The organism is Desulfovibrio simplex (assembly GCF_055387835.1).
In genome coordinates, this window is record NZ_AP042377.1 from 2696083 (window position 1) to 2710696 (window position 14614).

Sequence of the window (14614 nt, forward strand, 5' to 3'; positions counted from 1 at the left end):
GCAACACATGCCGCAAAGCCGAAAAAGGGCGCGGGTAAACGCAGCCTGCCTTGATGCGGCAGCTTCAAGCACGGATTAAAAATCCAGCTTGAACTGCATGCCCATGCCCAGTACGGAATCGGGCTGTTTGTTGTTGGAAGGGCGTTCGCGGTGTTCGTTTCTGAGTATGAGCTCCGGGCCAAGGCCGATATTCATGTCCTCGTTCACTTCGGTGTCGGCATAGGCGCGCACCACGTGGCGGCTTTCCATACTCAGGTTCTCGTCAGGCGACACGCTGCTTGTGACCGATTCACGCCAGGGGGAACTCTCGTCGTCCACGCTCAGGGCGAGGGCTCCCTTTTTTTTGCTCTTTTCCGCCTGGCTCAGGGCGCTGTCGATGCCCTTGGAGGTGTTCACCACCTGACCGGGGGCAATATCTTTCGGCACAGGGCTGCCAACGGCACGTCCCTGCAGATTGCTGGCGGGCATACCCTGGAGCTGCCATGCGTCACGGCTGCTGCCCTCACTGAAGGTCCACTCCCGCGCGTGCAGAGAATTTTTCTGCTTTTTCACCGGGATCTGCCTGACAGAAGAGGCCGCGGGAGCTTTCTGGATTTTTCCCACGACTGGCGTTTCCTTTTTCGCCTTGTCCGCCGCCTGGGCGTTTTGCCCCTGCACAATGGTGCCGGCAGCGCGAGAGGACGGCACGGGGGCCGCCACCAGCACGAAAAAGAGAAGAAGAACGGTGCACACTGTCTTGTCCATAATTGCTCATACGATAGTCGCTCAAGGTTGTAAAGTTCTTGCCAAGAACCGCCCACGACGCCCCGGCTGGCAAAGGTGCGCCCACTGTGCCGCATCCATATTCCGGAATTCCAAATTTTCCGCATGCGTCGGAGTTTGGAGCCATTGCACCCTGAAACGGCCCGCCGGTGCGGCAGCGGGCGCACGTGCGAAGAGGTGTGCGGCCGCTTGTCCTTGCTGTTAGAGCAATTTCATAATGAAATTGCTCTGGCGGATGCGGGAGCAGACGCCCGCCACGGAGGCGTAAGCGCAGCTTCAGCCGTTGCCCGCAGGGCTTACGGATGAAGACAGCACCGCAATTTATTTGCGCTGTTAAACGCCGAAGTGAGCGTGCCTCAAACTTTGAAAATGTATATTTTCAAAGTTAATCTGCTCTAGTGCTGATAACCCCTGAATGGCGTGATGTTTTAAAAACCTGCTTCTGAAACTCCCGTTTCATTTCAGAAGCCTCTTTATAATATAACAAAGCATAATAAAGGTTTTAGGGGGTGGGGGCGTGGGGGAGGGACCCTTTTGCAAAAGGGTCCCTCCCCCACACAGTATTGCAGCCAACATACATTGCTCCAACCCTGCCCTGCCCTCCCTTTTTTACAGGCGGGACACTACATAAAAAAGGCCCCCTGACGACAGTCAGGGGGCCTGATGATCTTGAAGGAAGCGCGGCTAGAGGCTTACGCCGCCCTTGGACTGATCCTGCGCCGCAGGCTGGGCCTTGACAGGTTGCGGGGCGGGCTTGCCGGAAGCCGGAGCCTTGCCCAGTGATCCTGTGCTGGTTTCCTGATCAAGCAGTTTTTCGGTGCTGACCACGGGGAAGCTGGGGCTTGCGCCGGGATCGTTCCAGCCGCCGCCAAGGGCCATGCACACGCTGACCACGCTGTTCAGGCGGTCACGCAGAGCCGCAGCCAGTTGCAGTTCGGCGGCGAAAAGCTGCCGTTCGGCATCCAGCACGGTCAGATAGTCTGTATAGCCGTTATCGTACTGCAGACGCGCGATGGTGGTGGCGCGCCGCAGGCTTTCCACCTGAATCTGCATGCTGCGCACAATGGCGTCAGCCTCACGCTGAGCAGTCAGGGCTGTGCGCATGTCTTCAAACGCCTTCTGCACCGTTTTGCGGTACACGGCAATGGAGGCATTTTTGCGGGCTTCCGCGTCTTTGACGTTATACCAGGTCCGGCCAAAGTCCAGCAGGGGCATCGAACCGGTGACGCCATAGCTCCACGCTCCGGCGGGGCCAGTGAAAAGACTGCCCACGGCCGAACTGACCGTGCCCAGCATGCCCGTCAGCGAGATGGAGGGAAAGAACTGGGCGCGGGCAACGCCGATATTGGCATTGTAAGCCATCATGGTGAATTCGGAGGCGCGCACGTCAGGCCTGCGTTGCAGCAGGTCAGACGGCAGACCTTCGGGCAACACGGGAGGCGAAGGCAGCATGCCAATGGCCTGACCGCGCGGCATGCCGCGTTCCATAATGTCGCGGGGCGAACGGCCCAGCAGAACCGCCAGACCGGCTTCGGCCTTATCCACAGCCACGGTGCTGGTGTGCACCTGGGCGCGGGCGGTTTCCACCTCGGCCCTGGCGCGCTGCCAGTCAAGCTCGGTGATGTCCCCCTGCTTGTAGCGGCTCGTGTAGATGCTGAACGCATCTTCGCGGGTCTTGAGGGTGCGGCGGGCCGTATCAAGCTGCATGTCCAGCGCCAGCAGGGCAAAATAGCCCTGGGCGGTCTGCCCCGCAACCGAAAGGCGCAGAGCCTCGTGCCCGATGACCGTACTCATGAGCACGTCACTGAGCATGGTGTAGTTGTTGCGGTATTTGCCCCAGAGGTCCAGCTCCCAGGAGGCGTTGAGCGCAGCCTGATTGGTGGTCGTGGTGCGGTTAAGGCCGCTCTGGCTGAACGGCATGGTGTTGGGCGTCTTTTCAGAAGCGCCTGCGGCCACGGATCCGGCCGAACCGCTCACAGAGGGCAGCAGATCGGCGGTGGCTATGCCAACCTGTGATGCGGCGGAATCAATCTTGGCGAGAGATTCGGCCAGATCCTGGTTATTTTTCAGCGCCTCGTCCACCATGGCGGTGAGCACGGGATCATTGAAACGGGTCCACCAGTCGGTGTTCAGTGGGGCCGCCCCCGCATCAACCTTTTGCCACTGGCTCGGCATGTCCATTTCGGGGCGTTCATAACGCGGCGCGAATGAGCAGGCCGAAAGCGTAAGCACGGCCAGCAGGGCGACAATGGCCCCGGCCGGGTTCATGCGTCCGGCAGTACTGATGGAACTCATAGATCCTCCTGTTCGTTGCCGGAACCGTCCTTACCGGCGTTCGGATCCTTCTTGCCCTGGAGCTTCAGGGATATCTGCATAATTGTCTTGAAGAAGTAAGGCACAAAGAGCGTGGCCAGGCACGTGGCCGCCAGCATGCCGCCGATGACCGCCGTACCCAGGGCGTGACGGCTGTTGGCGCCGGCGCCGGTGCTGATGGCCAGGGGCACGCAGCCCAGAATAAAGGCCAGCGAGGTCATGACGATGGGCCTGAAACGCAGGCGGGAGGCAAAGGATGCCGCCGAATCAAGACTGCGGCCGCCACGCCATGCCTCAACCGCGAATTCCACGATCAGGATGGCGTTCTTGGCCGCCAGACCCACCAGTGTGACCAAGGCTACCTGGAAGTACACGTCGTTGGAAAGGCCGCGTCCCCAGGTGGCCAGCAGCGCGCCGAACACGCCAAAGGGCACGGCCGTGAGCACCGAAAGGGGCAGCGACCACGATTCATACTGGGCGGCCAGGATCAGAAAGACCATGACCAGAGCCAGAATGAAGATGGTTGTGGTGTCTGTGCTGGCCAGTTTTTCCTGAAGCGCCGAACCCACCCAGCCGAGGTTGTACTCGGTGGGCAGTATGGCCTTGGCGGCGGCTTCCATCTGATCAAGAGCCTGACCCGATGAGAAGCCCGGCGCGGGCGCGCCCATGATGTGGGCCGCCGGAAAGACGTTATAGCGTTCCACCACCTGGGGGGCGGTGCGCCGTTCAAGGGTCATGACCGCAGTCAGGGGGATCATCTCGCCCTTGTTGTTGGGCACATACACATTGCCCAGATCTTCGGGCAGCAGACGATACTCCGCCTCGGACTGCAGACGCACCTGGAAGGTACGACCCATATAGTTGAAGTCGTTCACATAGGCGCCGCCGAAGGTGCCGCCCATGGCCGTGAACACGTCACTGATGCTGATTCCCATATCCTTGCAGCGTTCGCGGTCCAGGTTGGCGTACAACTGGGGCGATCCGGTGGAGAACAGGTTACGCAGCATGCCGATGGCCGGATACTTGCGCTTGCCGTCGGGGCCAACGCCCATGACTTCCTGCACCAGCTGGTTGGTCTGGTTTTCCAGGTCCTGCAGGGAGCCTGTGCCGCGCATCTGTATGTAGCCTTCAAAGCCGCCCGTGGTGCTCATGCCGCTGATGGGCGGGGGCGCAAAGCCCATAACCACTGCTTCGGGCTGCATGACGGTGACGGCGCCAACGGTTTGCAGCACGGCGTCAGAAGACATGTCGGCTTTTTTACGCTCGCCCCACGGTTTCAGCAGGGCAAAAAAGGTACCGTAGTTGCTCTTGACGGAGATGGACGTGATGTCCAGCCCCGACAGGGTGCCCAGGCTCTGTACGGCGGGATTTTTTCGCATAAAGTCGGTCAGAACCTTGTTGACCGCCGTGGTGCGGTGCTGCGAAGCGCCGTCATCCAGAATGGCCATGCCAAGGATATAGCCCTGGTCTTCGTTGGGCACGAGGCCGCCGGGAACCACCCTGAACAGCCACACGCACAGAAGAATCATGAGCGCGAACAGCGGCAGCGCGCGCATGCTCGATGCCTTGAGGAAGTCGACTATGTGCACATAGCCGTTGGTCACGCCGTCAAAGAAGTTGTTGAACCATACAAAGCCCCTGGGGAGTTTGTAATCGTGGCTGTGCGGCTTGAGCAGCAAGGCGCAGAGGGCCGGGGTGAGCGTCAGCGCCACCACGCCCGACAGCACCACCGACACCGAGATGGTGATGGCGAACTGCTTGTACATCTGCCCTGCAAGACCACCCATGAAGGACACAGGAATAAACACGGCGCAAAGCACGAGCACAATGGCCACAATGGGGGCCGTGACCTCGTTCATGGCCTTGGCCGTGGCTTCCTTGGGCGGCAGATGCTCCGAGGTCATGATGCGTTCCACGTTTTCCAGCACAACGATGGCGTCGTCCACCACGATGCCGATGGAAAGCACCATGGCGAAGAGCGTCAGGGTATTGATGGTATAGCCGAAAGCGTACAGACCCGCGAACGTGCCGATAATGGATACGGGAACGGCCACGCAGGGAATGATGGTGGCGCGCCAGCTTTGCAGAAAGACGTACACCACGATGAACACCAGAATCATGGCCTCCACCAGGGTGGAGACAACTTCGTGGATGGACTCGAGCACGAAGTCGTTGGTGTTCACAAGAATGGTATAATCAAGGCCGTCGGGCATGGTGGCGCCGATTTCGGCCAGCTTGTCCAGCACGAGGTCGCCTGTGGCGATGGCGTTGGCGCCGGGCAGCAGGTAGACCGCACCCATGCGCGCCACCATGCCGTTATAGCGGGAGGTAACGCTGTAGTCCTTGCCGCCCAGCTCTACGCGCGCCACATCCTTGAGACGCAGCATGGCGCTGTCCGGGCCACGGCGCACGATGATCTCGCCGAATTCTTCCGGCGTGACCAGACGGCCCTGAGCGTCGATCTGCCAGGTAAGCTCCGTGCTGTCAGGCGAAGGCATTTCGCCAAGACGTCCCGGGGCGTACTGGGAGTTCTGCTCCTGAATGGCCGCGGCCACTTCATTGACCGACACGCCATACTTGGCCAGCTTGTCGGGTTGCAGCCAGATGCGCATGGCATAATCCATGCTGCCGAAAATGGTAACGTCGCCAACGCCTGTAACGCGCTTGAGGGCGTCCACCACGTTAATCTGGGCCCAGTTGTTGATGTAGACCTGATCATAACGGCCATCGGGCGAAAAATACGAGAACACCAGCAGCATGGCCGGTGAACGCTTGAGCACGCTGACGCCCTGACGGCGCACCGCTTCAGGCAGGATCGTCTGCGCCAGGTTGACCTTGTTGTTGACGTTGACAAGGGCCATATCCGGGTTGGACCCCAGCGCGAAGTATACGTTGATGCTGCCCGACCCCGAACCGGAGGCCGCCGTGGAAGTCATGTACAGCATGTTTTCCACGCCGTTGATGTTCACTTCCAGAGGGGCCAGCACGGTGGAGGCAATGGTTTCAGCCGAGGCGCCGGGGTAAGTCACGCTGACGTTGACCGTGGGGGGCACAAGGTCGGGGTACTGCGCGATGGGCAGCGCCCGCATGGCCAGAGCGCCCACCAGGGTGATGACGATGGATATGACCGCAGAGAGAATGGGTCTGCGTAAAAAGAAATTCGGCTTTGTGGAAACAGCCATATTTAACCTACTTCTTGGCCGCGCCTTCCTGAGGCTGCTGGCCCCCTGAAGGCATTATGCTCACTTGAGAGCCGGGGCGGGCCTTGATCATGCCTTCGCTGATAATGCGTTCGCCGCCCTTGAGCCCTTCAAGCACAAGATACCTGTTGCCGACGGACACGCCGACGACCACAGGAATGGGATACACCTTGTCGTCCTTGTCCACGCCCATGACCAGCGAACCCTTCTGGGTAAGCAGCACGCACTTTTGCGGGACGAGCACGGCGTCCTTGAGAATGTCGCCGTCCATATACAGGCGCACGTATTGTCCTGGCATGATGCTGTGGTCGGCGTTGTCAAAGACGGCGCGCGCCTTGATGACGCCGGTTGTGGGCTGCACCTGGCTGTCGATAAAGGTCACCTCGCCCGTGCCCTTGAACATGCTGCCGTCCAGCAGGCGCAGACGCGCCTTGTACCGGCCGTCGGCAGGCGGCACAAGCCGCCCCTGCGCAGCCATGTTCTGACGGAGCATATGCTCGGGGGCGGCAATGGAAAAGTCGATGTACATCGGGTCAGTCTGGTTCACGTAGGTGAGCAGCGAATTGTTGCCCACCAGGTTGCCGGGCGTGAAGTTTTCCTTGCTGCTGTAGCCGGAGACAGGGGCCGTCACCTGGCAGTAGTCCAGGTTGATCTTGGCCTGACGCAAAGAAGCCTTGGCAGTCTCATAGGCGGCCAGGGCATTGTCACGCTCTTTCTGCGACACCGCGTTTTTTTCATACAGGGGGCGCACCCGCCGCCATTCGCGCTCGGCGTTGGTGAACTGGGCCTGGGCCTGCTGCATGAGCGCTTCATAGCGGTCACGCTCCAGCTGGAAAAGCAGCTGCCCCTGCTGCACGTAGTCGCCTTCTTCATACAGACGTTTTTCAATAATGGCCTCCACGCGAGCGCGCACTTCAACAGCGCGCGAGCCGGACGCCTGGGCCTGATACTCCGCCGGCCAAGGTTCATCCTTGGTCACAACGTCAAAAACGGCGACAGGCAGACGCATGGCGCCGTGCTGGCCGTCCTTGTCGCCGTTGCAGGCAACCAGCGCAAGACAAAGGCTGAGTATGACAGGAAGATAGAATAGCGGTCTTGTGATCATGAACTACTCCATAAAGAACGTGTACTGCCGCACACTAAAAACCGCCCGCCGTGTTAAACTCGGGCAGAAACATTGTTGTGAAAACACAGTTCACCCAAAAAAGCAATCAAGACAGCCGCATACAAGAGCGCCACAATGAACTCAAAAAGTGCATGTTATTACAGCATGTTACGGCAACGTATTAATTTTACATAACATGCTGTTTTTATTGGTAAAAATTTATTTCCTTTTTGTCGCAACGCTTGCCCCGATGTGTCCGCCGCCTCTCCTGCCGACACCTGACATCACCGGCTCTCTATTCGAAAACGTATATCATTTAGAGGCACGCTTGAGCAACACCCTTCGCTGAAGCATGGCTTTCAGAGCCTTTTTGCAACAGGCCTTTCGTGAAGCTTTTTCTTTTTTCGCCCTCTTGTGTCGCGGGAAGCGGGCGAACCTTTTTTCGGGCGGGCTTCGTTGCGCAACGACAAACGCTGTTTCTGCGCGCCGCAGTGCCTAAAACCGGCCATGCGTTTCAAGCGGAGATACCGGGGGGGATCGTTGAACCGGGCGTGCCCGACAGCGGCGGAGCACCATAGACAAAACACGGCGGGCAAAGCATGGCGGGCCATACCCTCTGCCTTTTGCCGCCCAAGGGCTGCGACTGCGACGGACGGCGCTTCATTGCTGTTCCGGGAATCCTGAAAAAACAGATGCATGGCTGCCGCTGCTGACGCCTTGGGCATCTTGCGCGTCGCAGGCAATGCACTATTCACTGCTCTTAGAGCATTTTAACTTTGAAAAAGTGTAAATGCTCTAACGCTGCACGAAAGTGCAACGCGCCACAACGTGGCGTGGATTCAGTTGAAAATCACATTTTTCGGCTGAATGCAAACTTTGAAATGTGAAATATTTCAAAGTTAATCTGGTCTAAAGGACAATGAACATGGCAGATCGATACGGTCATGCGCCATGCGCCGCACGGTCACAGTGTCGTGAGCCGCCGGAAATGTCAAGAAAGAGACCGCGCGGGCGTGGAGGGACGTGCGGACGGGCACAGGGCGGCTGATATGCCCGGCGAAAAAGGCCGCCCGGACACGCAAGCCCCAGTTCACAGCCCCCGGCAGGGAAAAAGGGGAGTATCGCTCAGGTGCGCATCCCCCGCTCGCCAGCGCCCTTTTCTTCAAATCACAATTGTTTCAGCGCGCACGGCCCGCCCTATTCTTCAAACCGCAGGCGTTTCAGCGTACCGGACTGCACGGCCAGCAGTTCGGCCACAATGGACACGGCTATCTGCTGCGGCGTTTCAGCCTCAATGGTCAGTCCAATGGGGCAGCACACAGCCGCAAGTTCCGCATCGGGCACGCCCTGGGAACGCAGAATGGCATATATCTGATCACGTTTGGTCCTGCTGCCTATCATGCCGATATACTGGGCATGGCTGGTCAGGGCCTGGGCCAGGGTTTCACGGTCAAATCCGTGCCCGCGCGTAATGACGGCCACATAATGGTGCCGCCCGATGCCGCAGGCTTCCACCAGATTTTCATAGGCGGGCAGCACATGGCAGCGCCGCGCCATGGGAAAGCGTTCCGGATTGGAAAACTCCGGCCTGTCGTCCGCCACATCCACGATAAAGCCGCAGGCATGGGCCAGACGCGCCACCTCAAGGGACACATGCCCGCCGCCGCAGAGAAGCAGCACCGGCGGCGCAGCCAGCGGTTCGACGTAGATGCGGCATGCGTCCGCCGTGACCAGGCCGGGCTTGCCCTTGCGCTGCGTCAACAGGGCGCGCACCGGGGCTATGTCCAGGCTGGCGTCCGGCGGCAGGGCCGAATACGCGGCCGGGTCAGCGTTTTCGGGCAGACCGTCGAGATACAGGCGGCGCAGGGGCGGCTCGCGGTTCACGTCCACAACCCACACGCCCCCCACTCCCGCGCGCAGGGCCTGGGCGGCAAGCGCAAACAGGGGGGTCTTGTCCGGCGTCAGAACTTCGCACAGCACGTCCATGCCGCCGCCGCAGATCATGTCGCTATCAGGGGCGAAGCCGCTCATGTCGCAGGAAACCTGACTGGACTTGCCCATAAACAGGCTCTGGGCCGCAGCCTCAAAGGCACGTGCCTCCAGAAGGCCGCCGCCCACGGTGCCTTCCGGGCCGTTTTGCGTGTACAGCGCTCGGGTGCCCGCATCACGCGGGGCCGAGCCTGTGCGGCTGATGACCGTCAAAAGCGTCACGCTTTCCCCACCGGCAAGCAACTGGGCCACGCGGGCCTCCAGAGTTTCCGGCCAGGGCGCGGCCATACCCCCTGAAGGGGCGGAGGGCGCATGAGGCGCGGAAGCGCTCACCGTGTCGGATGCATCAGTTTTGCTCATCTCCGTCCTCCTTTACGTAGCCGCACCCCTTGACCGGGCACATGATCTTGGTGCCGGCCCGACTCTTTTTTTCAACAAGGTATGGCGAATTACAGCGCGGGCAGGGGCCTGGCACGGGCTTGTCCCACAGGGCGAAGTCACACTGGGGATACTGGTCGCACGAATAGAATATCTTTCCGCGCTTGGTGCTTTTTTCCACCAGTTGGCCTTTCTGGCAGCGCGGGCAGGGCACGCCCGTGGACAGCGGGGCCGCATATTTGCATTCGGGATAGCCGGTGCAGGCGATAAAGCTGCTGCCTGTGCGGGATTTTTTGATGACAAGATCGCGCCCGCACTGGGGGCACTGCCCCACTTTTTCATACTGCGGCTTTTCGGCGGCCACGGCTTCAACCCGGCCTTCTTCGTTACGGGAAAAGTTGCTGGTGTAATTGCAGCCAGGATAGCCGGAACAGGCAAGAAAGGCCCCTGCCTTGCCGAATTTGATCATCAGCGGCTTGCCGCATTCCGGGCAGGGCAGATCGGCGGGAATGCCGCCCTTGACGCTCTGCATGTTTTTGGCGGCCGCCGCCAGCGTGGGATTAAAATCATCGGAAAACGCGCGCAAAAGCTCTACCCAGTGGGCCTTGCCCTCGGCCACCTTGTCGAGCCCCTCTTCCATCTGGGCGGTAAAGCCCACATCCATGAGCCTGCCAAAGTGTTCGGTCAGTTGACCGCAGACCACCCGGCCAAGGTCCGTGGGCACAAAGTGCCTGTCCACCAGACTGACGTACTCTCTGTCCTGAAGGGTGGAAATGATGGCCGCGTAGGTGGATGGCCGCCCAATGCCCCGCTCTTCCAGCTCGCGCACAAGGCTTGCCTCGCTGTAACGCGGCGGGGGCTGGGTGAACTTCTGCTCCTTGTCCAGCTTGTCCAGCTTGAGCGTCTGCCCGGCTTCAAGGGGGGGGAGCTCAGCGTCGGCATCTTCTCCGGCGCGCGGCAGGGCCGCCAGAAAACCGGGAAAAAGCATCCGCTCGCCCTTGGCGCGCCACTGGCTGTGGGCACAGGCAATGATGACGGTGGTGTCGTGAAAACGCGCCCCGGCCATCTGCGAAGCCACAAAGCGCGACCAGATGAGCCGGTACAGGTTGTACTGGTCCGGCGGCAGGTGCTGCTTCACTTCATCGGGGGTGATGGTCACGTCCACGGGGCGGACGGCTTCGTGGGCGTCCTGGGCGCTGCCCTTGGTCTTGTACACGCGGGCGCGCTTGGGCAGATAGTCCTTGCCGAAGTGCGCGGCGATAAAATCCTTGGCGGCGTCGCGCGCTTCGTCGGCGATGCGCGTCGAATCCGTACGCATATAGGTAATGAGGGCCGTCAGACCACGGTCGCCAAGCTCCACGCCCTCATAGAGGCGCTGGGCGATATTCATCGTGCGCTTGGCCGTATAGGAAAGCCTCTGGTTGGCCGCCTGCTGCAAGGTGGAGGTGATAAAGGGCGGTTGCGGCGCGCGCTCGCGCTCCTTCTGCTCCACGCTCTCGACCACAAAGGGCTGGCCCCTGAGGGCGTCTTCCAGCGCCTGCGCCTCTTCGGCGTTGGCTATGACCGCTTTTTTGCCGTTGATCTTGGCGAGATCGGCCTTGAAGGGAGGCGGCGTGTCGCCCGAAAGCAGCGCCTTGAACAGCCAGTATTCCTCCGGCTTGAACACCTCCCGCTCTTCCTCGCGCTCGGCGATGAGGCGCAGCGCCACCGACTGCACCCGTCCGGCGGATATGCCCCGTTTGATGGTCTTCCACAGCAGGGGAGAAATCTTGTAGCCCACCAGCCTGTCCAGAATGCGCCTGGCCTGCTGGGCGTCAAAAAGGTCTTCATTGAGGTCGCGCGGGTGCGCTAACGCTTCTTTGACAGCCTTGGCGGTAATTTCGTTGAACTGGATGCGCTTGATGTCCTTGGCCTTGTCGCGGATGAGTTCGGCCACATGCCACGCGATGGCCTCGCCCTCGCGGTCCGGGTCAGGGGCGAGGTAAACGGTGTCGGCCTTGGCGGCGGCGGCGCGCAGTTCGCTGACCACATTTTTTTTGTTGTCTATGACTTCATACTGGGGCGCGAAGTTGTCCTCTTCATTCACACCGAGAGCCTTGGCGGGCAAATCGCGCACATGGCCCACACTGGCCTGCACCATGTATGACGGCCCAAGAAACTTTTTGATGGTCTTAACTTTGGCCGGAGATTCCACTATTATCAACTGTTTGCCCATGCTGTCCTCGACTGCTTTCCGGCTGCGCCGGTACTGTCTGACGCGCCTTTTATGTAACGGCAAGATACGATAAAACCCACAGGCGTCAAGTGCGCATCACCGGCACAATGCTGGCTTGCCCGTGCCTGCGGGCCGCGTGCGGCCCGGCTGCGTGCAGGGGCGGCAAGCGTGACCGACACGGCCGCACGGCAGTAAAAACTTTTACTTATTGGGGAGATGCCATATGCCTGCCATTCGTATGACAAAACGTACGCCCAACTGGACAGCCCTGTGCAACTTGCGGTAATCTTATAGAAGATTTCAGCCAAAATGAGGGCTATATGCATATAAGTCCAATACTATACCGCCTTGCGGCGGCACTGTGTCTTACCATACTGTTCATGGCGGCGGCGGGTTGTTCCTCCCGCCAGAGCAGCGGCAATACCGAAGAATCGGGCTTTCCTCCCGGCTCGCCCGCTGACCCGCGCGCCAACCAGGCCCAGGCCAGCCCGGAGCCGCTGCCCACAATCAAGGCCAAACCTGGGCAAAGCGTCTTTGTGGACGTAAGCGGCGGCAGCGCCAGCTTCAATGCCGACCTTCAATCCATGCTCACGGCCTACCTTCAGAGCGAGCGTGAGCTTGTACCCGCCGAGACGGCCAAGGAGGCAGACCTGACGCTGCGCGTGGTGGTGGAGGACGTAACTCCGCTGGGTTCGCGCAGCACGCCAGCCAGCCCGGGACGAACCCTGGGGCACGCGGGCACGGGCGCCATGCTTGGCGCGCTTGTGGGCGGCTCCGCAGGCGGGGGGCGCGGCGCGGCCTGGGGCGTGGGCGGCGGCCTGCTGCTGGGCCTTGGGGTCAGCATGCTTGACGGCGGCACAAGCAACATGTGGGGCATGCGCGCCCAGGTGGGCGTCGGCAAAAAGGGCAAGCAGCCAGAGACCATGCACTCGGTGGCTGTAAGCGCCGAAGGTGAAAACATGGGGCGCGACGCCATCCTCCCTGCCCTGGAAGACAAGCTGAGCAACGAGATCGTCAAGGCTGTGAAGCCCTGACAAAGCAATGGAGCATGTAACACTTGAAATGCTCGCATACGCAGGCAAAAGCCTGCCTGCCCGCATTTCGTGGCAGGGATTTCAGAAAAATCCCTGCAGAGCAGTTAGCTCATTTCATTCGCAAACTGCTCTCGTGACCTGACAGGCCAACCTGTCGGGATGCCGCAACGGGCGTTGCCTGTATTTACTTGCACCGTAACGCTCCCGGCCACCCCCCTGCCGGACGAATGACGCCCCGGAGAATTCACGCTGCCATACGGTAAAACCGTGTCTTGCAGCCCTGAAAATACCGCATGGCGAAAGTACGGACATTCCGAAAATCGCCCAACCCATAACACAGCGAGACATCTTTGCCCTCAGGCACAGGATATTTCGTTATAAAACATACCGCATTTCATGCATTTGCAGCAGACTGCCCCTGCGGATGGCGGCCTTGCCACGAAAAAATGTTTTGCGGACGTGTTCACAGGCCCGAAAAATGCATGTTTGGGGACATGCATGGCGAATGCCCCGCGCTTTCGCCTTCAATACCAGCCGCGTTTGTGGCGGCAAGGATCGAGGTTTTCTTATGATGCTGAAAAAAATCAGTTTTATTGCGCTGCTGCTTTGCGTGAGCCTTGTGCCGCTTGCAGCCTGCGTGCGTCAGGCCGCTGACCCGGACAAGCTGGAAGTGCTGCGTTCTGGCAAGCTGGAAGAAGCACAGGACGATGATACAATTGCGGACACTGTCTATGTAAACGTGCGCGACAACACCAACCGTGTTTTTGGGCTGCGCGCCCAGGCCGAATCCTGGCTGCAGCGCAGCGGATTCACCATTGTGGGCAATCCCAGCGAGGCCGGAAACATCGTGCAGATCACGGTGCTGTCCGCCGGAAATACGGAACCCACCCACCTGCGGCAGGCGGTTGCGGCGGGCTACGACACGCCATCCACACTCAAGGGCACCGGCGCCACGGCGGTAATGGCCGACGTATTGCTGGTGCAGCGCCGTGTTCCCAGCGCACAGAGGGAAAGCAAGGCCAAACTCAAGAACATATCCAGCCGCAACGCCCTTTCCAACAGCCAGATGCGCATAGCCGTGCTGTTGCCGGGGCAGATACGCATGGACACCGGAGCGCCCACCCTGTTTACCGAAACGCTGGCCCGCGAAATCGGAACCGCCACTCACGCCACCAGCAAGGCCGCAGGCCAAGCCACAGGTCAGGCCGCGCCCACTGGAGCCGCAAGGCCGCAACAATAGAGCACCAATGAAATGAGTTAACTGCTCTGCAAGGATTTTCCTGAAAATCCCTGTCACGAAATGCGGGCAGGCAGGCTTTTGCCTGCCGTACGCGAGCATGTAACACTTGAAATGCTCCAGGGCGGCCGCCTTTTGATTCGAAAAGCTTCGTGGGGGAGGGACCCTTTTAAAAAAGGGTCCCTCCCCCACACCCCTCCCCCTAGAGCAGATTAACTTCGAAATGTTTCACATTTCAAAGTGTTCATTCAGCCGAAAAATGCGATTTGCGGTAGCTGTTAGCGGGTCTTTGCCGCTTACGGATAACCAATGCTGTCTTTGCGGCAGCCGTTGCCCGCAGGGCTTGCCTGAACCGTTGACGGAACCGTCTTACGGGGCAGG

At 60.0% G+C, this 14614-nt stretch carries 8 protein-coding genes; 2 read left to right on the forward strand and 6 right to left on the reverse strand.

What is annotated here, in order from left to right; translation table 11 throughout:
- Window positions 1-75: 75 nt before the first annotated feature.
- The 6 genes from ACZ5DH_RS11245 to topA all read right to left on the reverse strand — a co-directional run bounded on the left by ACZ5DH_RS11245 (window position 76) and on the right by topA (window position 11962).
- Window positions 76-744 carry a hypothetical protein gene (locus tag ACZ5DH_RS11245; protein WP_464254362.1) on the reverse strand — a complete coding sequence of 223 codons (669 nt, stop codon included), beginning with the start codon at window positions 742-744 and terminating at the stop codon, window positions 76-78.
- Between the two features lie 702 nt (window positions 745-1446).
- Window positions 1447-3057: an efflux transporter outer membrane subunit gene (locus tag ACZ5DH_RS11250; protein ID WP_464254363.1), complete on the reverse strand. Its 1611-nt coding sequence runs from the start codon at window positions 3055-3057 to the stop codon at window positions 1447-1449.
- Window positions 3054-6257, reverse strand: a complete 3204-nt coding sequence (locus ACZ5DH_RS11255) for an efflux RND transporter permease subunit (RefSeq protein ID WP_464254364.1) — start codon at window positions 6255-6257, stop codon at window positions 3054-3056. The genes ACZ5DH_RS11250 and ACZ5DH_RS11255 overlap by 4 nt, the downstream gene beginning before the upstream one ends.
- A 7-nt stretch (window positions 6258-6264) precedes the next feature.
- Entirely contained in the window at window positions 6265-7380 is a 1116-nt protein-coding gene (locus ACZ5DH_RS11260) for an efflux RND transporter periplasmic adaptor subunit (protein WP_464254365.1), read from the reverse strand.
- Between the two features lie 1197 nt (window positions 7381-8577).
- Complete coding sequence (locus tag ACZ5DH_RS11265) at window positions 8578-9729, reverse strand: XdhC family protein (RefSeq protein WP_464254366.1); 1152 nt, start codon at window positions 9727-9729, stop codon at window positions 8578-8580.
- Window positions 9716-11962 carry a type I DNA topoisomerase gene (topA, locus tag ACZ5DH_RS11270; protein WP_464254367.1) on the reverse strand — a complete coding sequence of 749 codons (2247 nt, stop codon included), beginning with the start codon at window positions 11960-11962 and terminating at the stop codon, window positions 9716-9718. The genes ACZ5DH_RS11265 and topA overlap by 14 nt, the downstream gene beginning before the upstream one ends.
- A gap of 320 nt (window positions 11963-12282) precedes the next feature.
- On the opposite strand from topA, the gene ACZ5DH_RS11275 reads away from it, so the two are divergent.
- Window positions 12283-12996, forward strand: a complete 714-nt coding sequence (locus tag ACZ5DH_RS11275) for a hypothetical protein (RefSeq protein WP_464254368.1) — start codon at window positions 12283-12285, stop codon at window positions 12994-12996.
- Window positions 12997-13564: 568 nt separating this feature from the next.
- The gene (gene traT, locus ACZ5DH_RS11280; RefSeq protein ID WP_464254369.1) at window positions 13565-14236 is read left to right on the forward strand and encodes a complement resistance protein TraT; all 672 of its coding nucleotides are present in this window, start codon (window positions 13565-13567) and stop codon (window positions 14234-14236) included.
- Window positions 14237-14614: the final 378 nt, after the last annotated feature.